The organism is Candidatus Didemnitutus sp., from assembly GCA_019634575.1.
GTDB lineage: Bacteria > Verrucomicrobiota > Verrucomicrobiia > Opitutales > Opitutaceae > Didemnitutus.
Genome location: JAHCAY010000002.1, coordinates 575,436 through 597,269, shown reverse-complemented (window position 1 = coordinate 597,269; position 21,834 = coordinate 575,436). Strand labels below are relative to the sequence as shown.

Annotated in this window: 15 protein-coding genes; 7 read left to right on the top strand and 8 right to left on the bottom strand. The window is 65.8% G+C overall.

The annotated features are described in order from the left end of the window. Positions 1–1,157 precede the first annotated feature (1,157 nt). The 3 genes from KF715_17640 to KF715_17630 form a co-directional block, all read right to left on the bottom strand. On the bottom strand, positions 1,158–3,230 hold the full coding sequence (locus tag KF715_17640; protein MBX3738522.1) for a recombinase family protein: 2,073 nt from the start codon (positions 3,228–3,230) through the stop codon (positions 1,158–1,160). Between the two features lie 116 nt (positions 3,231–3,346). Then, entirely contained in the window at positions 3,347–5,779 is a 2,433-nt protein-coding gene (locus tag KF715_17635; GenBank protein ID MBX3738521.1) for a DEAD/DEAH box helicase, read from the bottom strand. Continuing rightward, entirely contained in the window at positions 5,779–6,969 is a 1,191-nt protein-coding gene (locus KF715_17630; protein MBX3738520.1) for a Fic family protein, read from the bottom strand. The genes KF715_17635 and KF715_17630 overlap by 1 nt, the downstream gene beginning before the upstream one ends. Before the next feature lie 478 nt (positions 6,970–7,447). Here KF715_17630 and KF715_17625 point away from each other — a divergent pair, with 478 nt between their 5' ends. After that, positions 7,448–8,179, top strand: coding sequence for a YdcF family protein (locus KF715_17625; protein MBX3738519.1), 732 nt, complete (start codon positions 7,448–7,450; stop codon positions 8,177–8,179). Positions 8,180–8,191: 12 nt separating this feature from the next. Here the strand turns inward: KF715_17625 and KF715_17620 are convergent, their stop codons facing one another. The 5 genes from KF715_17620 to KF715_17600 form a co-directional block, all read right to left on the bottom strand. Continuing rightward, positions 8,192–10,390 (bottom strand): xanthine dehydrogenase family protein molybdopterin-binding subunit, encoded by a 2,199-nt coding sequence (locus KF715_17620; protein ID MBX3738518.1) that lies wholly within the window; start codon positions 10,388–10,390, stop codon positions 8,192–8,194. After that, the gene (locus tag KF715_17615) at positions 10,387–10,893 is read right to left on the bottom strand and encodes a (2Fe-2S)-binding protein (protein MBX3738517.1); all 507 of its coding nucleotides are present in this window, start codon (positions 10,891–10,893) and stop codon (positions 10,387–10,389) included. The genes KF715_17620 and KF715_17615 overlap by 4 nt, the downstream gene beginning before the upstream one ends. Before the next feature lie 250 nt (positions 10,894–11,143). Then, positions 11,144–12,238, bottom strand: coding sequence for an alpha/beta hydrolase (locus tag KF715_17610; GenBank protein MBX3738516.1), 1,095 nt, complete (start codon positions 12,236–12,238; stop codon positions 11,144–11,146). Between the two features lie 143 nt (positions 12,239–12,381). After that, the gene (gene hflX, locus KF715_17605) at positions 12,382–13,716 is read right to left on the bottom strand and encodes a GTPase HflX (protein MBX3738515.1); all 1,335 of its coding nucleotides are present in this window, start codon (positions 13,714–13,716) and stop codon (positions 12,382–12,384) included. A gap of 61 nt (positions 13,717–13,777) precedes the next feature. Further along, positions 13,778–14,776, bottom strand: coding sequence for a dihydroorotate dehydrogenase-like protein (locus tag KF715_17600; protein ID MBX3738514.1), 999 nt, complete (start codon positions 14,774–14,776; stop codon positions 13,778–13,780). 318 nt (positions 14,777–15,094) lie between these two features. Between KF715_17600 and panB the strand changes: the two genes are divergently transcribed. The 6 genes from panB (at position 15,095) to clpB (ending at position 21,779) form a co-directional block, all read left to right on the top strand. Next, entirely contained in the window at positions 15,095–15,886 is a 792-nt protein-coding gene (panB, locus tag KF715_17595; GenBank protein ID MBX3738513.1) for a 3-methyl-2-oxobutanoate hydroxymethyltransferase, read from the top strand. Continuing rightward, complete coding sequence (gene panC, locus KF715_17590) at positions 15,883–16,647, top strand: pantoate--beta-alanine ligase (protein ID MBX3738512.1); 765 nt, start codon at positions 15,883–15,885, stop codon at positions 16,645–16,647. Before panB ends, panC begins: the two co-directional genes overlap by 4 nt. Further along, the gene (gene coaBC / locus KF715_17585) at positions 16,634–17,914 is read left to right on the top strand and encodes a bifunctional phosphopantothenoylcysteine decarboxylase/phosphopantothenate--cysteine ligase CoaBC (GenBank protein ID MBX3738511.1); all 1,281 of its coding nucleotides are present in this window, start codon (positions 16,634–16,636) and stop codon (positions 17,912–17,914) included. Before panC ends, coaBC begins: the two co-directional genes overlap by 14 nt. Beyond that, a complete protein-coding gene (locus tag KF715_17580; GenBank protein MBX3738510.1) occupies positions 17,898–18,677 on the top strand; it encodes a type III pantothenate kinase in 780 nt (259 codons plus the stop codon). Before coaBC ends, KF715_17580 begins: the two co-directional genes overlap by 17 nt. A gap of 6 nt (positions 18,678–18,683) precedes the next feature. After that, on the top strand, positions 18,684–19,037 hold the full coding sequence (locus KF715_17575) for an aspartate 1-decarboxylase (GenBank protein ID MBX3738509.1): 354 nt from the start codon (positions 18,684–18,686) through the stop codon (positions 19,035–19,037). A gap of 135 nt (positions 19,038–19,172) precedes the next feature. Continuing rightward, positions 19,173–21,779: an ATP-dependent chaperone ClpB gene (gene clpB, locus KF715_17570; GenBank protein MBX3738508.1), complete on the top strand. Its 2,607-nt coding sequence runs from the start codon at positions 19,173–19,175 to the stop codon at positions 21,777–21,779. Positions 21,780–21,834 lie beyond the last annotated feature (55 nt).

Here is a 21,834-nt window from a genome sequence, read left to right as displayed (position 1 = left end):
GAACGCCGTCCTGACACCGACCAAGGCCGGCTTGGATAGCACGAGCGGGACCGGCCACTGCGCCGGTGCTCTGCTTCGACTGCGGCTCCGACCACTCGTTGCGGGCGGAGACGGCTTGGCCTCCGCGCTCACGGCCGCCTCTGGCGATTCGTCGTCCGAGCACGACCATTCGCCAGGATCGCTCCCGGTCGCAGGCTCTCCGGTCGTGATACCGGCGGCCTTGCCGCGCTCCCGCCGGCGCCGACTCCTCCCTCCACTCCCCGCCTGTCGCCTTCGCTCCGCTCCCACACCTGCGCGACGCCCGGTCCCGCTCGACCCCGACGGTAACGCTCAGACGCCGCTGGGCTGCCGGTGCTCGCTCTCTTTGCACCACTCGCGCATCCATAATAGTTAGCGTAGCCCTCGCGGGCTCACACCCAGCGAGTTTGCGGCAAAAATCGCGCGAGCCCCCCGGGTGGGGGCTCCTGGGACCGGAGCGATCCTGCACTTGCACCCGAATCCTGTGTCAGTAAACCAACTTCACAACCAACCCGGCTCGGGAGCAGGTCACCTCGGGCCGCATCGCTGGAATCCATCAGAGTCAAAGTGAAGATCCGAATTCGGGTGATCGTTCGGCAGAAGCTGCGTTTGCGGTACATGCACCGCGACAAAATCCCGCTACGCTACGAGTCTGGCGCTACGCACACCTATTGGGGCACAAGTATTTGAGGATACCACCACAACATCGTCCACACTCGCACCGCATGGACTTCGAATGTATGCTCGTTAGGATTATAGTTCGACTCCGTTAGGGTGAGGCTTTTTGAAGCGAATGGAGCGAATCCACTGCGCTAAAATGCCCGGAAAGCCGCCCCATTCGCTCCAGCGAATTGACACAACTGGCCCACGCGAGAGGGAAATGTCTCGGAAAACGCCCTGATTCGCTCCAAAAAGTTCGTGATTCTGTCCAGCTTGGGCAGCCAAATTGATTTGTAATACAAATCAGACCGCCGGTGTTGCACACGGCGTAAATGGCTGGGAATCAGGCGGCGGTGGAGACCGGTGTGCAACGGTGCGGACGGGCTTTTGTATTTGCTGCACAGCTGTGGTGTTTCCGCGAGCCGAGTGCCGTGCAACGCCCGTGGGCGTTGCACAACTGCGGTGTAGGACCGTTCGTCCTATACGAGGTCGGCGCGAAGCTTCGCGAAAACCTTCGCCTGTTCTTCGCGCGGCATGGCCACAAGCGCAGCCAACCTCCGAAGGCTGAAATGTTTAACGGCCCGGGGTGACCGCAGATCGCGCAGATATCTTTGAGCCTCCGGGGGCAATCGCATGAGCTTGAGGTGCAGCGACACGAGCGAGGGCGATACCCGATCCGCTCGGGCGATCGCTCGCACACTGGTGCCGCCAGTGTGGCGCTGCCCCCAGCGGGTGGCTCGATGAATGGGATGTTCGTGACCTGTTGCCACCACAGGTGCAGGTTTCACTACTTCTCCGACGTCAATTCGGAAAGGAGCAACGATCATGGCTCGGCGCTGGCGACCGATGACGCACTCGAACTCGAATTCCGACGCCGGCGACCGAGTAGGTTGCGATGTTCCCGCCTCGTGGCCTTGCTCCATCGCGAAAAGCAGGTTCGCAACACGGATACTGAGCGATAGCCGAAAAACGCGATCACCTTGGTTTCCGGCTTTGAACCAATTGCTCCGCTCCAGTGCACGGATGTCGATGCGTGCGAGAATCGAGCTCAGCAGTGAGCGCAATTCGGGAGGCGGCATGGATGGCAACACGCGACTCAATCGCTCGAACGCCTCGCGCACGCGGACTACATCGTATCCTTGATTCCGACAACCTTCGAGCTCCTGGCGGATCGCTGCGCGTTTCACCAACAGCGGTTGCCTCTCTCGCGTGAGTTGCGTCGCCCGCTCCACAATTTCGGGACGCAACATCTCGATCCCGCCACAGGCCAAAACCTCCGTGCAGTGATCAAATTTCGACTGGACGATTTTGAGCTCCCGCTCGACTTCAGCCAGAGCTGAGTCGAGGGGTGCTTGACGATGCCGGAGAGCTACAGGGTCGAGAGTAATGCGCGGTGCCGTGGCGTCCTGCTTCGGGATCAAGCCGAGGAAGGTCACGACCAACTCCTCGAGCACTGGAGCCGGCAAATTGCCCAACTGGCACGCCGGCTTTGCTTCACGCTGCAGGGCTCGCCCGGCGCAATGGTAGTAGCGATAATGCGAACCGGATCTCGATGGCTTCCCACTGGCCTTGCCCAAGAGCGGCTGCTGGCAGACCTCGCAAACAAGGATTCCCTTCAGGAGGTTGGAATGCGTGTCGCGGTCCCGCAGCCGGATTGCGCGCTTGTTTCGCGGTTCGAGAATCGCCGCATTGGCCAATTCCCAAGCGTCTTTGCCGACGAGGGGTTCGTGCTGTCCTGTGTATTCTTTGCCTCCGTAGCGAATGACGCCGCGGTAGAGTGGATTGCCGATTATTTTCCGGAGAACATCGGTGCGAAACACCCGCCCGCCGATGCTACGGCGTTCCCGCAGACCGCATTTTTGCCAACGAACACCGCTGCGCACGCCGTCATGGGTCAATTCGGCGGCGATTTGGCCGAGCGATGCGAGTTCACCGGCGCGGTCGAAGATGCGTTTCAGGACGGTCGCTTCACCCGGATTGGGAATGAGCTGCTGGCGGGAGCGATCATAGTCATAACCGAATGGCACGTAGCCGCCGCCCCACATTCCTCTTTTCGCCTGGGCCTCCAATTTGGAGCGAGTTTTCTCGGCCACGTTACTCCGTTCGTATTCCGCGAGACTCATCATCATGTTGCTCTTGAGCCGCCCCGATGCCGACCGGTCAGAATGGTCATCGCTCGGACTGACGAGCCGACAGCCATGCTCGCGTAGGAAGTCCTGCAGGTGGGTCCATTCGCTGATGCTGCGGAGGATTCGCTCGAGCCGGTAAACGAGCAGCACCTCGACTTGTCCAGCGGCGATACAATGCATGAGTCGACGGATCCCGGGACGATCAAGCGTCGCACCGGAGTAGGCCTCATCGCTGAAATGCCCGAACTCGAACCATCCCTCGGCGCGCTTCCGGTCGATATGCTCGCGGCATACCGCGGTCTGGTGCTCGCAAGAATCAAAACGCCGCCCGGTCTGCGCATCAGTGGAGACGCGGGTATAGATCGCGACGGCAACGGCGCGAGAATTCTGGGCTGGGCTGAGGAATGGAACCGCATTCTGCATGCCGTGCGCGATAGGCGGCGCCGGGTGCGCGAGCGATTATTTCAGGGTTCCCAGACCCTGTCTTGGATCTATCCCTGAAAAGCTTGTATATAATTACGATCCAGAGTCCAAGGAACTCAGAATCCCATCGGCGTTACTGTTCCTGGCATTTCGATCCGATAACCCATTTCGCCGTAGCCGGCCAGACGGCGCCGAAACATCGCTTGGGTGATGGGGTGGTTCTCGTCGAGGTAGTCGAAAATGACCGCGTCGCGCTTCGCTTCATGGCTGCGATGCAGCCGCCCGGCGTATTGCACCAGCCTTCCTTTGAACGAGAGAGGCATCGCTAACACCAGCGTGTCCAGTTGCGGGAGATCAAAACCCTCGCCAATCAAGGACGCCGTCGCGAACAGCACGAATGGACGGCCTTCGCTGTAGTGGCCGTCGATCTTTTGCAGGACATCCTTTCGGGCTTTCTTCCCCACGAGGCCATCCAAACGAAACCGAGTGACTTCGGGCGCCTGGCTGGCGAAGCGTTGCTCCAGCCGCTCAAGGTAATTCTTGCGGTCAGCCAAAACCAGCGGGGATCGACCGTCAGCCACACACGACATGAGATCGGTGGTGATGACATCTAAACGCCCCTCGTCACGCACGAGCGCGTCCCATAGTTCGTGGAGGGGTGAACGTTCACCAGGGCCTGCCGGTAGGGCGATGGTCGTCGCCCGGACTTTCACGAGGCGCGCTCTGGTCGCGGGCTCTTCATTCAGGGTATGCCGAATCGGACCACACTGGGCGAACATCAGCTTTTCGAGCTGATCCTTTCGCTTGGGCGTGGCAGTCAGGCCGTAAACGCGACGGCTAGGGCAGCCCTTCATGATGGCCTCAAAGGAGGCTGCGGGCACATGATGACACTCATCGACGATAACCATGCCGTATCCTGCGAGCACGGCACCGGGTTTCTCCGCCCGCGCCAAGGACGGAAGCATTGCTATATCCAGTCGATGCGTGATTCTCGAAGCCTGACCGCGCCAGATTCCTATGTCCTTCCGCTTCAAGCCGAGAAAACGGATGGCCGTATCGCGCCATTGATCCACGAGCACGGCTCGATGCACCAAAACCAAGGTCGAGGTTCGAGCCTTGGCGATCATTGCACATCCCATCACTGTTTTTCCAGAGCCTGGAGGAGCGCACAGCACGCCTTGGTCATTGGCTAGCATGGCTTCAACCGCCTTCGCTTGATTGGCGCGCAATTCTCCCTCGAATTTCCAATGGATGCGGACACCAGCATCACGTGCATCCTGAACTGCAACTGTTGCGCCGGCTGCGTCCAGCACGCCCAAGCACCGGTCGAAAACTCCGCGCGGTAGCACCAATCGGTCGGGGCGCCATTCCCCAGCAAACAAGAAACGTGGCGTGTCGAAGGTGGCGAAACGGAACCGCAGTTTTTCGTGAAATATCGGATTCGGGAAAGTCGCCAGCCGTCGTAGTGCCGCCAAGACCGGTGCCGGCAGCGACCGTGGGAGATGCACCTGAGCGTCCAGACGCACCGTGACTTCACCCGACACCATCCCCGGGCGAATTCGCGGCTGGGATAGGTCCAAAATCGCGTTGTCGCTCTGAAGGAGGAAGTCGCCGCCTGATAGCTGCGCGGATTCTGTTTGGGGCGACGATGGAAGCGGGGCGACCGGCGCGATTCGGGCGAGCGTTCGTTCGAGAGTGTCTTGGCTCAACCGAGGCAATCCCGCGAGATACATCCACTGGTCCTTCAGGGGCTGCCCATCAGCGTCCAAGAAGAGAGTGTTTCCGCTGTCACGCGGGGCTCGGGCCAACGGCAAAGCAATCAAGTTTCCAAATCCGCCCGTGGGAAGGGTGTCTTGATTGGGGAACAACCGGTCGTAGGCCCCCAACGACAGCGTGGGCCGAAGCGCTGCAGCCTTGGCCACCAGAATCGTGCCCAAACGGCGTGCCAAGGTGGCCGGCACCGGTTGTGCAAAGAAGATCCAGGCATGGGCGCCGTTTCCGGAACGCGAACGTTCGACAGCAACCTTGATCCCGATGCGTTCCGCCGCCTCCCGATACGCCAACACATCGGCACGCCAGTCGCTGCCGTCGAAATCTGCCGCCAGAAATCTACAGGTGTCATCCATGGCGATGGCGTAAACACCGAGGGTGTGCGCGCCCCGCAGGTGAGCCTCGATAGCCCTTTCATCGAGCGGTGGAAACTTCTGATGCGGACAATCGCTGCACTTTACCCGTGGTTTCTCGCAAATCCCGGTGCGCCACTCGTTGTCACACGCCGGCGAATATCCGTTGCGGCCCGTCTTCTGGTTCTCCCAGCGTTTCGGATACACGGACCGGCGGGTTCCGAAGAGGTCGAGAAATAGCGCGACTTTCTCCGCGGGCGTGCGCGGAGGTGTGGGCGTCGAGCTTGGCGCCTCGAATGCGAGGCCAGCATCCGATTCCAAAGCGGCGATTTCATCCTCTGTCTGTGCCGTCTCGGCCGCGAGTGCGGTGAGCTTGCGTCGCAACTCCCCCAGGCGCTGCTGACGTGGCGGTGGCGCGGAGTCCATCAGTCTCGGGTGGCCCGGCGTTTCGGAGCGGGTGGTTCCGGCACGAGACGCGCGGGCTCTTCGAGGATGTCCAGAATGGCGCGGGCGCAGAAGACGCGGTCACGCTTGCTTTCCCCGACCTTGGTCAGGACGCCGCCTTCTTCCAGTGCGGTGATGGCGCGCATGACGGTGTTGTAGGCGACCCCCAGGCGGCGCTCGGTCTCGCGGGGCGTGAGAAAGGGGTTCGAACCGACGAGATCGATTAGCTGCAGCGGCACCTTCGACCCGCCCCCGGCGAAGGCCTCGCGCCAGTCGGCCAGCTGTTGGTTGATGCGCTCGGCTCGGCTCAAGGCGTCTTCCGACTGCCGCGCGACGCCGTTGAAGAAATACTCCAGCCAGCCAGCCCAGTCGCCGCGTTCGGTGATGCCACGCAGGCCGTCGTAGTAGTCGTTGCGGGTCGCCTCGAAGAAGGCCGACAGATAGAGCAACGGCTCGGTCAAGACGCCCCGCGCGCACAACGAAAGGGTGATGAGCAGGCGTCCGACGCGTCCGTTGCCGTCGATGAACGGGTGGATGGCCTCGAACTGGTAGTGCATCAGGGCGGCGTGGACCAACGGCGGCACCGACTCGTCGTGCAGAAACTCCTCCCACCGCCCGAGGTGATCAAGTAGGTCGGCCGGCGGTGGCGGCACATAGGAGGCATCGGCCAGGGTGCAGCCCGGCCGGCCGATCCAGTTCTGGGTTCGGCGGAATTGACCGGGAGTCGCGTGATCCCCACGCACGCCGGTCATCAGCTTTTCGTGCAGTTCGCGAACGAGCCGGAGAGACAGCGGCAACGATTCAAGGCGTTTGAGGCCATGCTGCAGGGCCGTGACGTAGTTGCCTACTTCGCGCAGGTCTTCCGGGCTGCGCTCGGGGCTCACGCCGGCGTCGGCCGCGAGTAGTTCACCGAGGGTCGCCTGGGTGCCTTCGATGCGGCTCGAATAAACCGCCTCCCGTTGCACGAACGGACGAATCAGCAGGTGCGGATTGGGCAACCTCCGACCCTCGCCCGCGAGTCGGCCCAGCAACCGATCCGCATGGGAGAGCGCCCGAACTAGCTTGGGTGTCCAGACTATCTCCGGGGGCAACGGACTGGGCTGAAAGGCTCGGTAGCCTTCCAGCGTCTTGACCCACCGCCCGGACGGGCTTCCTGCGGAGGTGGATTTCATGAGTGGAAACAAGCAAGCGGCTTATTTCCATCAAGCTAATAATTCGGAAACAAGGCCGTTCGCTATTTCCGTGGGTCGTTAGGGGCAGATGACGAGCCCGTTAGGGTTAAGATTCTTGAAGCGAATGGAGCGAATCCGCGGCGCCGAAATGGCGGTTGCCGCGCCGCATTCGCTCCAGCGATTTGACCGATCTGGTGCACATCCTGGGGAAACACCGGCGAAAACACCCTGATTCGCTCCAGAAAGTTCGGAGTGCCTCCCACCACGGGCAGCCAAATTGCAGGACAATTTGGCTGGCGGACAGGAGTGAAATACTGAGTGCGACTGCCGCGCCGGAGAGGGGAAAGGATTGCCGCCAATCGCCGGGCCGATCCGCGCGGGCGAATCGAGCCAAGATCGGATCGGGGCAGGAGCGGCTGAGGATTAGTGTCGAGACGGGGCGGTTGACTTGGACGAGTCGGCGCGGTTTGGCTCCGGCGTGCTTTTCTTCAACAAGTTGCTGCCGGCGTTCGTGCTGCCGATCGGAATCGTGAGCCTGCTCATCCTGCTCGCGGCGTGGAAGAAGTGGCGCTGGGCGGCGGTGCTCGCGGTGGTCGTGTTGCTGGGTTCGTCGACCGGCGTGGTGGCGAACGCGCTCCTGCGCTCGCTGGAAAACGCCTATCCGGCCCGCAGCATCGGCAGTCTGCCGGAATGCGACGCGGTGCTCGTGCTGGGCGGCGTCATGTCGCCGGGCAAGGAGCCGGGGCTCGTCACCGAATGGTCCGAAGCCGTGGAGCGCTTCGAGGCCGGCGTGCAGATCGTGCAGCGGGGCAAGGCGCGCGTGGTGCTCTTCACCGGCGATCCGCGCGGTTCCGAGGGCTCGGCGTTGCAGCGCGAGGCGCTCGAACGCGGCGTGCCTCGCGACCAGACGGCGGTGATCGGCGCCGTGGGCAACACGGCCGACGAGGCCGCGCAATTAAAGCGCTACGCGGCGCAACACGGTCTCAAGCGCGTGGTGCTCGTGACCTCCGCCTGGCATCTGCCGCGCGCGATGCGGTTGTTCAAGAAAGCCGGCGTGGAGCTGATGCCGTTCCCGGTGGATTTCCGCGCGCTGCCGAACCGCGGCCTGCCGTATCTCGATTGGATTCCGAACGCTGGCTCGCTCGCAAAAACCGAGCTGGCGCTGCGCGAGTGCTACGGGATGGCGTTCTACGCGGTGTTCGGCGACTGAGCGCCGCGCGGATCAGGTCCAGCGGAGGTCGCTGCGCGTGAGCGGGAGGCGGCGGATGCGTTTGCCGGTGGCGGCGAAGATCGCGTTGCCCAGCGCGGGCGGCAGCGGCGGGTAGCCGGGCTCGCCAAGGCCGGTGGGCGGGTTGTCGCTCTGAATGAAGCGCACGTTGACGCGCGGCGGTGCGGCGTCGATGCGGAGGAGCGGGAAGTCGTTGAAGTTGCCCTGCACGACGGCGCCGCGCTCGATGGTGATCTCCTGCAGCCACGCAGCGCCGAGCGCGTCGACAATGGAACCCTGCACCTGATTTTCCGCGCCGCTGAGGTTCATGATCGGACCGACGTCGGCGACGACCCAGACTTCGTGGACCTTGAGCGTGCCATCGGGTGCGACGCTGGCGTGCACGACTTCGGCGAAGTAGCCGCCGTGGCTGTAGTAGCTGGCGAGACCGAGGCCTTCGCCGCGCGGGAACGTGCGGCCCCACTTGGCGTCGTCGGCGACGCCGCGGAGCGCGGACTTCATGCGCGCGGTGTCGAAGTTGATTTTCGGCAGCACGCGGTCGGCGCCGAGCAGTTCGAGCCGCAGCGCGAGCGGATCGCGTCCGGTGGCGTGCGCGATCTCGTCGACGAACGACTCGGTGACGAACGCGTGCGTGTTGGAGACGGGGGCGCGGAGCGGGCCGAGCGGGATGTTGGTGTTGAGGATGTGCTGCTCGACGCGGACGTGCGGCACGGCGTTGAAGGGGAAATTCTCGCCGACGAACTCGGCGCAGAATCCGGGTTTCTCGCTCGTGTTGAGCCCGACGGTGACGAAGCGGTCGTGCAGTGCGACGAAGTTGCCTGCGGCGTCGAGTCCGGCGCGGAGGTGATGCCAGCCGGCGGGGCGGTAGAAGTCGTGGCGCATGTCGTCCTCGCGCGTCCAGGTGAGTTTCACCGGCTCGCCGCACTTGAGCGCGATGGCGGCGGCCTCCATCGCGTAGTCGTGCATGTAGCGCCGGCCGAACGCGCCGCCCATGCGCACGACCTTCGGGACGATCTTATCCTTCGGCAACTTGAGCACCTCGTTGATCTGGTCCACGACGCGCTGCGGCATTTGCGTGGGCACGAGAAGTTCGAGGCCGCCATCGGGCTTCGGGATGGCGGTGCAGTTCATCGGCTCCATCGTCGCGTGGGCGATGTAGGGGTAGGAGTAACTCGCGGTGAGCTGGCGCGCGGTGGTGGCGAGCGCGGCGTCGGCATCGCCCGCGACGAGCACGGGCGCGCCGGGTTGCGTGGCGCGCGCGGTGGCTTCGCGGTCGAAGGCGTCGGTGCTCTGTGCGGCGCCGGGGCCGAAATCCCAGTCGACGTGCAAGCGGCGGCGGGCGTTGAAGGCGGCCCAGGTGTTGTCCGCGACGATGGCGACTCCGGACACGAGCGTTTCGAGATCGGTGCCGCCCTCGATGACGAAGGCGTGGCGCACGCCGGGCTGGCCGCGGATGTCGTCGAGATTGGCGGAGCGGACGCGGCCGCCGAAGACGGGGCATTTTTCGAAGACGGCGTAGCGCAGGCCGGGCACGTGCTGGTCGAGGCCGAAGCGCACGCGACCGGTGACGATGGCGGGGTTATCGACGCCGCCGACGCGCGAGCCGAGGAGCTTGAAATCGGCGATGGGTTTCAGCGGCACGGAGTTTTCGTCGGGCAGCGGCAGTTGCGCGGCTTTGGTCGCGAGTTCGCCGTAGCTGAGCATGCGGCCGGTGACGGCGTGCTTCACGCGGCCTTTGTCGGTGGTGAGCTCGCTGGCGGGGACGTTCCATGTCTGCGCGGCGGCGGCGACGAGCTGGTGGCGCGCGACCGCGCCGGCGCGCCGCAGTGGCAGGTAGTTGGTCGGCACGGACGTGCTGCCGCCGGAGAGCTGGAAGCCGAGTTGCGGATCGAGGTTGGCCTGCTCGATGCGCACGGAGGAGAACTCAACGTCGAGTTCCTCGGCGAGGATCATCGGCAGCGTGGTCTTCACGCCTTGGCCGAACTCGGGATTCTTCGCGACGAGCGTGACAAGGCCGCTCGGCTCGATGCGGATGAATGCGTTGGGCGTGAAGGCGCGCGCGGTGTTGTCGAGCGGCGTGGCCTGGGCGAGGAGATCGCGCGGCAACACGTAGCCGAGGGCGAAGCCGCCGCCGGCGAGCGCGGTGAGGCGGAGAAATTCGCGGCGGGAAACGGCGAAGGTGTCGGTGCTCATTTTGCACCTCCTGAGTTCGCGGTCGTCGTGGCGGGCGCGCTCGCGGTGTTGAGGCTCGCGGCGTCCTTGATCGCGGCGCGGATGCGGAGATAGGTGCCGCAGCGGCAGAGGTTGCCCGCCATCGCGGCGTCGATGTCGGTGTCGGTGGGCGTGGGATTGGATTTCAGGAGCGCGGCGGCGGTCATGATCTGGCCCGGCTGGCAGTAGCCGCACTGCGCGACGTCGTGGTCGCACCAGGCTTTTTGCAGCGGGTGCGCTCCGGCGGGATCGAGGCCCTCGATCGTCGTGATCGGCATGCCGGAGACGACGGAGATGGGCATCTGGCAGGAGCGGACGGGCACGCCGTTGAGGTGGACGGTGCAGGCGCCGCACAGGCCCTGGCCGCAGCCGAATTTCGTGCCCGTGAGCTGGAGGTTGTCGCGGAGGATCCAGAGCAGCGGAGTGTCCGCGGGGGCGTCGACGCTGTGCGTCTGCCCGTTGATGTTCAGGCGAAAGGTCGGCATGGGGCGAATGCGTGGGGCGGGAGGCGAATTCGACGTGAACTCGGGCGGTCGCAATCTGAAATTGATGCGAGTGCCCGGGCCGTTCGGCGGAGGACGGAGGCACGCGACGCGGTCGTCGGAAAATTACGCAGGTTGACGCGCGAACGGCACGTTTCAGCGTGCGCGAGCCGGACGCGACGTCGGCAGAATTTTTTGCCGTGGACCGAGGGCGACTCGCCGGGCGTCCTGCCTTGAGAAAGAAACCGCCCGATTACTGCGCGGCGGGAGGCGCGCTGCGGCGCGCGAGGGGCTTAACCGGCGTGCCGTCGCTCCATTTGCCCATGTCGAGTTGCGCGGGGCCGCCGCCGAGGGCGGCGTCGCGGAATTTGTTTTCGAAGGCGGAGGCGCACAGCGCATCGAAGAGTTTCCACGTGCCGTAGTAATCGAGTGCGTCGGTGACCGGCGGCTCCTGCGTCGAGGAGTCGAGATCGAGGCCGCGCTCGGCGAGACGCTCCTTCGCTTTTTCCGCGATGCGCTTCCGGATGAATCCCTTCGGCTCCTCGCGCTTCGGTGGCGTGTAGCCGGGCAGCGGGGCGGCGGGGGCGCGGTGCGTGGCGACGAGCGCCGGCGCTCCGTGGTCGTCGGAACGGAGTTCGAGCCAGTCCTTGTTCGCGGCGGGCACGGCGGTCGCGGATTCGTAGATGCGGCGCGCGCCGATGTCGCCCACCAGCGTGTCGCGATCGCCGGAGAGTGTGAGAAGCAGCGTCGTAGCCGGAATTTTGGCGAGGTCGGATAACGGGACGAGGGGTTTGCCGTCGCGTTCGAGGACGGCGGGTTCGACGCACATCGCGGCCTTGGGCGCGGGCAAACCGGCGGCGGGGAGCGCGATGACGAGATTGGCGGCGAGCACGCCGCCGGCGGAGTGGCCGACCGTGGCGAGGCGCGTGAGATCGGCGCGCGGGAGCTGTTTCTGCGTCGCAAGCCACTCGAGGCCGCGTTTCACGCCGGCGACGGCGTTGGGGGTGAAGTCCGCCGATGGGGCGCGCAGACTTTTCTGATAGCGCGGGTAGAGCACGAACGCGCCGTGGCGCACGAGATGGTGAATCCACGCGAGGTAGTGCTCCGGCTTCATCGCGCCCCAGCCGTGAGTGAAGACGATGACCGGAAGATTTTCCGCAGTGGATTTCTCGGGCCAGAAAATCGTGACGTCGTCGCCGCCTTCGCCGGTGCTGTGCGAAGCGACGTTCGCGTAGGCGTAGTCGGCGCCGCCGGGGCCGGTGGCGGGCTGGGCGGGCGGGGTCGGCGCGGCGATGGCGGCGGCGAAGCCGAGGAAGAGCACGGAGACGAGCAGTGGAGCGAGGCGCATGGCGGACAGGTGCGTTATGCTCCGGGAGACGCGCGCCGCCGCGGTTGGTTACTCGCGAAAGGAGCGCGCGGGCGAGGGTGGCGTGCGGGGCGTGTCGCCGCGGGGGCGGCGGCGACCACCCGATGGTGCGAACGCGCGGCGTTTCAGCGCGCGCGGGCGGCTGGCTTCGCAGATTTTTTCTTCGCCGCGGCGGGCGCGGGAGCGGCGGGTGCGAGGAACGGCTCGAAAAGCGCGCGCTGCTTGAGCGGGAAGCGGCCGCGGATGAAGACGCCTTCGTCGCGCGTGTCCTGCTCGGCGACGGTGCCGAGTTGGTGGAGCTTGGCGACGAGGTCGTAGCGGTCGTGCGGGAGAAGCAGCTCGGCGGACATCTGGTCGTCGATCGCGAGTTCGGCGCAGCGCGCGAGGAGGCGGTCGAGGCCTTCGCCGGTGTGCACGCTGATGAAGAGCGCTTCCGGGTGGCGCGCGCGGAAGAGCGCGATCGTCTCGGGCGAGGTGGCGTCGACTTTGTTGAAGGCGATGATCATCGGCTTGTCGGCGGCGCCGAGTTCGCCGAGCACTTCCATCGTGGTGGCGAAGTGGTGTTCGACGTTCGGGTTGGCGACGTCGAGGACGTGGATGATGAAATCCGAGACGACGACTTCCTCGAGCGTGGCCTTGAACGCTTCGACGAGACGGTGCGGCAGGCGGCGGATGAAGCCGACGGTGTCGGTCATGAGCAGCGTGCGGCCGTCGGGCAGCGCGAGCTGGCGCGTGGTCGGATCGAGCGTGGCGAAGAGCTTGTCGGCCGCGAGGACCTGCGCGCCGGTGAGTTTGTTGAGGAGCGAGGATTTGCCGGCGTTGGTGTAGCCGACGATGGCGGCGCCGGGCACGGGCTTGCGCATGCGGCGGCGGCGCTGGACGTCGCGCTGCTGGAGCACCTGTTCGAGCTCGCGCTTGAGGTGCGCGATGCGGTCGCGCACGAGGCGGCGATCCTGTTCTAGCTGCGTCTCGCCTTCGCCGCCCATCGCGCCTTTGCCGCGCTGGCGCGAGAGGTGCGTCCACGCGCGCGTGAGGCGCGGCAACGAATACTCCATGCGCGCGAGCGCGACTTGGAGAACAGCTTCGCGCGTTTGCGCGCGGTCGGCGAAGATTTCGAGAATGACTTCCTGGCGGTCGATGACGGCGAGGCCGGATTCCTCCTCCCAGTTGCGCTGCTGCGCGGGCGAGAGTTCCTTGTCGAAGACGATGAGGTCGCACTCGTCGGCCTTGGCGAGGCCGATGAGCTCGGCGGTCTTGCCGGTGCCGATGAGAAATTTCGGTTGCTCGCCGGCGCGCATGGTGACGAGCACGGTGCGCGCGACGGAGATGCCGAGGTTTTCGACGAGTTCCTTCAGCTCACCGAGCAGCTCGGCGCCTTCGCCGACGGCCATGTCGTGCGTCTGGACGCCGACGAGGAGCGCGCGCGTGGTCTTTTTCTGGTCGGTGAGAAAATCTGCCATGTGCGGCAGAGCGTGCGCTAGGGCTCGCGCGAGTCAAATGACGTTCTGTGAGCGGCGCGCGCTACCGGTCCCAGAAGAGCAGCGAGTGCACGTAGTTCGCGCGTTCGTAGGCTTCGGGGTTCGGGCTGTTCTTGAGGCTGAGTTTGCCGCGGAGATCGGCGACGGAACGGAAGTGGTGCTCCTCGAGGTAGGAGTTGAGGCCGTTGACGAGCGAGCGCAGGTGTTGCGGGCCGTAGCGGAGGAGCGCGGAGACGACTTGCACGGTGTCGGCACCGGCGAGGATCGATTTGATGACGTCGACTGGCGTGTGCACGCCGCCGGTCACTGCGAGATCGACGGGCACGCGTCCGCTGAGAATGGCGAGCCAGCGCAGGCGGAGGAGCAACTCCGAGGAGTCGGAGAGTTCGAGCTTCGGTGCAACTTCGCGGAAGCGGACGTTGATGTCGGGTTGGTAGAACCGGTTGAAGAGGACGACGCTTTTCACGCCGGCGGCGTAGAGGCGCTCGGTGAAATTCGGCAGCGACGAGAAGAATGGCGAGAGCTTCACCGCGAGCGGCAGCGAGGAGTTCTCGCGCACGGAGGTGACGATCTCGAGCATGCGGTCCTCGATGCGCGCGCCGGTCGTGTCGGTGTCGGTGGGCAGGAAGTAGAGGTTGAGCTCGATGGCGTCGGCGCCGGCCTGTTGCACGCTGCGCGCGAAGTCGACCCACGTGGTGGGCGTGCGGGCGTTGAGCGAGGCGATGATGGGGATGTCGACGGCGACCTTGGCGCGGTAGATGTGCTCGAGGTATTCGTCGGGGCCGAAGGCGTAGGCGTCGCTGCCCTCGAAGAACGGCGTGGGCTCGTTGAGGGGATCGGCTTCGGAGAGGCGGTTTTCGAGTTTCAGCCGCTCGGTCTGCGTGAGCCGCACCTGTTCCTCGAAGAGCGAGGCGAGCACGATGGCGGAGGCGCCGGCGTCCTCGAGCTGGCGGATGGACGCGAGGTTGTTGGTCAACGGGGACGCGCCCGGCATGATGGGATGCTTCAATTGCAGCCCGAGGTAGTTCGTCGTGAGATTCATCGGCGCGGGGGAGGCGGTCGAGGCGGGGACAACAGCACGCAAGTATGCCCGGCGGGCGGGCCGGAGACTGCGCCGGGCTTGGCCAACGCTGTGCGCGGCTTGTGTGTCCGTGACGCGGAGGGCGGGAGATTTTGTTTGCGCGCGCCGCGCCGGCGGCAACCTTTCGCGGCGTCTGGCGCGAACTCGTGCGCGACCGGACATTCTCAACCTCCACTCCGTCCTCGGACCTTCAGGCCTGATCGCCATGCGACAAGCACTCGCGTCCCCCTCGCTCCCGCGCCCGCGGGTTTTCCGTCGTCGGAAAACCGCCGGAGCGTCGTGAAGAGCATCCTCGAATTTTCCGCGGCCCACGCCGCCCACCGGCCGATCGTCATGACGACGGCCTACGACGCGCTGATGGCGCGCCACGCCGCCCGCGCCGGCATCGACGCCGTGCTCGTCGGCGACAGCGTGGCCATGACGGTGCACGGTTTCCCGTCCACGGTGCATGCCACGCTCGAGATGATGATCGCGCACACCGCGGCGGTGCGGCGCGGCGCGCCCGACCTCGTGGTGGTGGCGGATTTGCCGTTTCTCGCGCATCGGCGCGGGCGACAGGTGGCGGTCGAGGCGGCAGGCGCGCTGGTCCAAGCCGGCGCGACGGCGGTGAAACTCGAGGGCGTGGCCGGACACGAGGAAGTGATCGCACACCTCGTCGGCAGCGGGATTCCCGTGATGGGCCATCTCGGGCTCACGCCGCAGTCGATCCATCAGCTCGGCGGCTATCGCGTGCAAGGCCGCTCGCTCGACGATGCGGAGGCCATCCGCGCCGACGCGCGGCGCGCCGCACAGCTCGGGATTTTTGCGTTGGTGCTCGAATGCGTGCCTGCGGCGCTCGCGGCGGAGATCACGACCGAGCTGCCGGTGCCGACGATCGGCATCGGAGCCGGCGTCGAGACGGCCGGACAAGTGCTCGTGATCACGGACCTGCTCGGTCTCGATCCGGAGTTCCGCCCGAAGTTCGTGCGCCGTTACGCCGACGGTGCGCGGCTCACGCAGGAGGCGCTCGCGGCTTACGCGGCCGACGTGCGTGCGGCGAGATTCCCGGCGGCCGCGGAGGTGCTCGCATGAGCGCGCCGCGCCTTCACGAATCGATCGCGGCGTGGCGCGCCGAGCGGGCGGGGCCGCGTTTCGCGGACTGTTCGGTCGGATTCGTGCCGACGATGGGCGCGCTGCACGCGGGCCATCGCGCACTGCTCGAGCGGGCGCGGGCGGAGAACGATCGCGTCGTGCTCAGCGTCTTCGTCAATCCGACGCAGTTCAACGATCCTGCCGACCTCGCGAAATACCCGCGCACGCTCGCCGAGGACGTGGAGCTCGCGCGCGGGCTGGCGACCGACGTGTTCGTGCCGCCCGCGGCGGCAATGTATCAGGACCGCTATCGCTATCGCGTGACGGAGACAGAATTCAGCCGCGAGCTCGAGGGCGCGCATCGCCCGGGGCATTTCGACGGCGTGCTCACGGTGGTGCTCAAGCTGCTCAACCTCGTGCAGCCGACGCGCTCGTATTTCGGCGAGAAGGACTGGCAGCAGCTCCAGCTCGTGCGCGGCATGGCGGAGGCGCTGTTCCTGCCCGGCGAGATTGTCGCGTGTCCGACCGTGCGCGACGTCGACGGTCTGGCGCTCAGCTCGCGCAATCGCCGGCTCGCACCGGGGGACCGGCAGCGCGCGGCGGCGTTTCCGAAGCTCTTGCGCGCCGGCACGGCCGCGGCGGCGGAGCAGGCGCTGCGCGGCGCGGGTTTTGCCGTCGACTACGTTGCCGAGCGCGATGGCGTGCGGCTCGGCGCGGTGCACGTCGGAGGAGTGAGGTTGATCGACAATGTCCGCGTCTAATCTCCTCGTCGTTCTCACCGGATCGATCGCGGCCGCGAAGGCGTGCGACGTAATCTCGCGGCTCGTGCAGCGCGGACATCGCGTGCGCTGCGTGGCGACCGAAGCGGCGTTGCGCTTCGTGGGCCCGGCGACGCTGGAAGGCCTGACCGGCTCGGTGCCATTGACGGACATGTTCGCGCCGGGTGCGGCGCTCGAACACATCGAGCTGACGCGGTGGGCGGACGCCGTGCTGGTGTGCCCGGCGACGGCGAACACGCTGAACCGGCTCGCGGCCGGACTCGCGGACGATTTGCCGGGCGCGTTGTTTCTCGCGCACGACCGCCGCAAACCGTGGCTGATGGCGCCGGCGATGAATCCCGCGATGTGGGCGCATCCGGCGACGCGCGCGGCCGTCGCGCAGCTGACCGAGTGGGGCGTGCGCGTCCTCCCCGTGGCCGAGGGGCGCACGGCGTGCGGCGAAGTGGGCGAGGGGCGCATGAGCGAGCCGGCGGGAATCGTGGCGGCCACCGAGGCGGCGCTCGTGCGGCCGGCGCGCCGGTTGCGCGTGCTCATCACGAGCGGCGGCACGGCGGAGCCGATCGACGGCGTGCGCGTGCTCACGAACACGAGCACGGGCGCGACGGGGGCGCTGCTCGCGGAGCATTTCGTCCGTTGCGGGCACCGTGTCACGCTGCTGCGGGCGCGCGGTGCCGTGCGGCCGGGGGTGGCCTGTCGCGAGGAGACGTATTTCACGTTCGCCGATCTCGACGCTGCGCTCGCGCGGCTGTTGGCGGCGGAACCGTTCGACGCGGTGATCCACGCGGCGGCGGTGAGCGATTATGGTGTCGAGCTTGTCGATGCGGCAGGCCGGGTGCAGCCGACCGGTGCCGGCAAGCTCGACACCGACGCGCCCCCGCTGTTGCGGCTGCGTCCGCACCCGAAGCTGCTCGACACGCTGCGGGCGCGCACGGTGGGGCCGTTGTGCGTGGTGGCGTTCAAGCTGACCTGCGGCGCACCGGACGCGGAGGCGAGCGCGGCAGTGCGCACCATCTTCGCGCGGTCGCAGGCCGATGCCGTGGTGCACAACGACCTCGCCGCACGTGGCGCGGCCGAGGGCGATTTCCCGGCGACGTTGCATCTGCCCGGCGGCGTTCTGCGCGCCTGCGCCACGCGCGCCGAGCTGGCGGCGACACTCGAACAATGGTTGGTTGACCATGCGCCGATGCCGCGCGTCCCAGTCCAAAATCCGAAACCCGAAATCCAAAATTCCGATGCTCCTCTGTCTTGATGTCGGCAACACCCAGATTCATGGCGGCGTCTTCGTCGACGACGCGCTGAAATTCCAGTTCCGCAAGTCGACGCATCCGCTCGGTTCGTCCGATGAGCTCGGCGTGTTCTTCCTCGCCGTGTTGCGCGAAAACGGCCTCGATCCGAGCCAGGTGACGGAGGTGGCGATCTGTTCGGTCGTGCCGCCCGCGGCCTACCCGCTGCGTGCCGCGAGCGTGAAGTATTTTCGCGCGGAACCGTTCGTGCTGCAGGCGGGCGTGAAGACCGGCTTGAAGATTCGCTATCGCAACCCGGCGGAAGTCGGCGCGGACCGCGTGGCCAATGCCATCGCGGCCACGCAACGCCAACCGGAGCGCGATGTCATCGTGGTGGATTGCGGCACGGCGACGACGTTCGATGTGGTGACGGCCGAGGGCGAATACCTCGGCGGCGCGATCATGCCGGGCGTCGGCCTCTCGGCGGAGATGCTGTCGGCGCGCACGGCGAAGCTGCCGGCGGTGGAAATCCAGCGTCCGGAGTCGGCGCTCGGGCGCACCTCGGTCGAGAGCATCCAGGCGGGTTTGTATCACGGGCACGTCGGCGCAGTGAAGCGCTTGCTCAGCGAGCTGACTGCCGAGGGCTTCGCGGGCGCGCGGCCGTATGTGATCGGCACGGGCGGTTTTGCGCGGATGTTCGAGAGCGAGCAGCTGTTCGACGAGATCGTGCCGGAGCTCGTGTTGCTCGGCCTGCGCCACGCAGTGCGGCTGAATGCCGATGTGGAGTGATTTGCCATGCGTCTGACCTTGCTGAAATCGAAACTCCATCGCGCGCGGGTGACGGCGGCGGATTTGAACTATGAGGGCTCGATCGCGATCGGGCCGGAGTTGCGGCGCGCCGCGGGCTTCCTGCTCCACGAGCGCGTGGAGATCTACAACGTGACCAACGGCCAGCGGTTCGCGACCTACGTCATCGGCAGTCCGAAACGCGGCGAAGTCATGCTCAACGGCGCCGCGGCACGGCTCGTGCAGCCTGGCGATGAAGTGATCATCGCGGCCTACGCGGAATTCGAGCCCGCGGAGGCGGAAGCGCATGTGCCGACGGTGGTGTTGCTCGACGCGCAGAACCGGCCGAAGCGGAAACGCTGACGGCGCTACGCAAACTGTCACGCGGCGTGTCGCGGGGCGGCGCGTTGTGGCACAGCGAGCGCGTCACGGCGGTGGCGTTCCACTCGGGCGCGGCTATGTTGTCGTTGGAACGCCAACTGCGAAGGAGCAACCATCATGGACCCGCAAAAGATGACCGTCATGTCGCGCCAAGCGGTGCAAGAGGCGCAGAACGAGGCGCGCCGCCGCGCGCACAACGAGGTGGACACCTGGCACCTGCTCGTGGCGCTGCTCGCGCAGGAAGGCGGCATCGTGCCCGCGCTGGTCGAGAAACTCGGGTTGACCGTGAGCGCCATGCAACTCGCGGCCGAGCGGGAGCTGGAGCGTGTGCCGAAAGTCAGCGGCGCCGTGGACGTCTCGAAAATCTACGTGACGCAGGCGCTGAACGAAGTGCTCACGCGCGCCGAGGAGGAACGCGACGCGCTCAAGGACGAGTTCACGAGCGTCGAACACCTCTTTCTCGCGCTCATCCACACCGCGAAACCCGAGGCGCTGAAGAAGTATTTCAAGAGCTTCAGCCTCGACCGCGCCCGCGTGTTGAAGGAGCTCGCCACTCTGCGCGGCAGCCAGCGTGTGACGTCCGACAATCCCGAGACGACCTACAACGCCCTCGAAAAATACGGCGTCGACCTCGTGGCGCAGGCGCGCAAGGGCAAGCTCGACCCGGTGATCGGTCGTGACGCCGAGATCCGCCGCGCCATCCGCATCCTTTCGCGCAAGACCAAGAACAACCCCGTGCTCATCGGCGAGCCCGGCGTGGGCAAGACCGCCATCGTCGAGGGCCTCGCCCAACGCATCCTGCGCGGCGACGTGCCGGAGGGCTTGAAGGACAAGACCGTCTTCGCCCTCGACATGGGTGCGCTCATCGCCGGTGCGAAATATCGCGGCGAGTTCGAGGAGCGCCTGAAGGCTGTGCTCAACGAGGTCAAGCAGGCCGAGGGCCGCATCGTGCTCTTCATCGACGAGCTCCACACCATCGTCGGCGCCGGCAAGACCGAGGGCGCGATGGACGCCGGCAACCTGCTCAAGCCGATGCTCGCGCGCGGCGAGTTGCACTGCATCGGTGCCACGACGCTCGACGAATACCGCCAGCACATCGAAAAGGACCCGGCGCTCGAGCGGCGTTTCCAGCCGATCCTCGTCGAAGAACCGACAGTCGAGGACGCGATCTCGATCCTGCGCGGCCTGCGCGAGCGCTTCGAACTGCACCACGGCGTGCGCATCCAGGACAACGCGCTCGTCTCCGCCGCCGTTCTCTCGCACCGCTACATCGCGGATCGCTTCCTCCCCGACAAGGCGATCGACCTTGTGGACGAAGCCTGCGCGATGATCCGCACCGAGATCGATTCGCTGCCCACCGAGCTGGACGAACTCCAGCGCCGCGTGATGCAGCTCGAGATCGAGGACACCGCGTTGCAGAAGGAAAAGGACGACGCGTCGAAGCGCCGCCTCGACGCGCTGCGCAAGGAACTCGCCGACACGAAGGAGCAGGCGACTGCCCTCCGCGCCACGTGGCAGAAGGAGAAGGAGTCCCTCGGCCGCGTGCAGAAGGTCCGCGAAGAGCTCGAGGCCGCGCGCCTCGAGATGGCCAAGGCCGAGCGTGCCTACGACCTCAACAAGATCGCCGAGTTGAAACACGGCCGCATCCCGCAGCTCGAAAAGGAGCTCGCGAAGGCCGAGAAATCGCCGACCGCCAAGACCACGCTCGTGAAGGAGGAAGTTTCCGCCGAGGAGATCGCCGAGATCATCTCGAAGTGGACGCACATTCCCGTGACGAAGCTCATGGAGGGCGAGAAGGAGAAGTTGCTCCGCCTCGAAGACGAGTTGCACACGCGCGTGATCGGCCAGGACGAAGGCGTGCGCCTCGTCAGCGAGGCAATCCTTCGCGCCCGCGCCGGTATCAAGGACCCGCGTCGCCCGATCGGCAGTTTCCTGTTTCTCGGCCCGACCGGCGTCGGCAAAACCGAGCTGGCGAAGACGCTCGCCGAACAACTCTTCGATTCCGAAGCCAACCTCATCCGCCTCGACATGTCCGAATACATGGAGAAGCACAGCGTCGCGCGCCTGATCGGCGCGCCTCCGGGCTACGTCGGCTACGACGAGGGCGGCCAGCTCACCGAGGCCGTGCGGCGCAAACCCTATGCCGTCGTGCTCTTCGACGAGGTCGAGAAGGCGCACCCCGACGTGTTCAACGTCCTGCTGCAGATCCTCGATGACGGTCGCCTCACTGATTCCCAAGGCCGGACCGTGGACTTCAAGAACACGGTAATCATCATGACGTCCAACATCGGCAGCCGCCACCTGCTCGAAGGTGTGAAGGGCGACGAGATCCCCGAGAGCACGCGCGAAGCCGTCATGGCCGATCTGCGTCAGGGCTTCCGTCCGGAGTTCCTGAACCGCATTGATGAGACGGTGCTTTTCAAGCCGCTGACGTTGGAGGAAATCGGCCGCATTGTGGACCTCCTGTTGCTCGATCTGAACAAGCGTCTGTCGGAACGTCGGGTGAACGTGAAGCTCGATGCAAAGGCGAAGGAATGGGTCGCCGACAAGGGTTACGATCCGGTGTTCGGCGCCCGCCCGCTGAAGCGCTTCCTGCAACGCCACCTTGAGACCCGGATCGCCCGCGCGCTCATCGCTGGCGTAGTTGGGGATGGGGCCGAACTTACCTTCACCGTTAAGGACGACGATCTCGCGTTCGCTGATGCCGGCGCGGCAGGGAAATAGTCAGTAGGAGCAACTCAGGCTGCAGAGCGGCCGATCCGTTTCGTGGACACGTAAA

Coding starts and splice junctions, on each gene's coding strand:
- coaBC (MBX3738511.1), top strand. CDS start 16,634: ATGTCCGCGTCTAATCTCCTCGTCGTTCTCACCGGATCGATCGCGGCC.
- KF715_17635 (MBX3738521.1), bottom strand. CDS start 5,779: ATGGACTCCGCGCCACCGCCACGTCAGCAGCGCCTGGGGGAGTTGCGA.
- KF715_17575 (MBX3738509.1), top strand. CDS start 18,684: ATGCGTCTGACCTTGCTGAAATCGAAACTCCATCGCGCGCGGGTGACG.
- KF715_17600 (MBX3738514.1), bottom strand. CDS start 14,776: ATGAATCTCACGACGAACTACCTCGGGCTGCAATTGAAGCATCCCATC.
- panC (MBX3738512.1), top strand. CDS start 15,883: ATGAGCGCGCCGCGCCTTCACGAATCGATCGCGGCGTGGCGCGCCGAG.
- hflX (MBX3738515.1), bottom strand. CDS start 13,716: ATGGCAGATTTTCTCACCGACCAGAAAAAGACCACGCGCGCGCTCCTC.
- KF715_17615 (MBX3738517.1), bottom strand. CDS start 10,893: ATGCCGACCTTTCGCCTGAACATCAACGGGCAGACGCACAGCGTCGAC.
- KF715_17580 (MBX3738510.1), top strand. CDS start 17,898: ATGCTCCTCTGTCTTGATGTCGGCAACACCCAGATTCATGGCGGCGTC.
- KF715_17630 (MBX3738520.1), bottom strand. CDS start 6,969: ATGAAATCCACCTCCGCAGGAAGCCCGTCCGGGCGGTGGGTCAAGACG.
- KF715_17620 (MBX3738518.1), bottom strand. CDS start 10,390: ATGAGCACCGACACCTTCGCCGTTTCCCGCCGCGAATTTCTCCGCCTC.
- KF715_17640 (MBX3738522.1), bottom strand. CDS start 3,230: ATGCAGAATGCGGTTCCATTCCTCAGCCCAGCCCAGAATTCTCGCGCC.
- KF715_17610 (MBX3738516.1), bottom strand. CDS start 12,238: ATGCGCCTCGCTCCACTGCTCGTCTCCGTGCTCTTCCTCGGCTTCGCC.
- clpB (MBX3738508.1), top strand. CDS start 19,173: ATGGACCCGCAAAAGATGACCGTCATGTCGCGCCAAGCGGTGCAAGAG.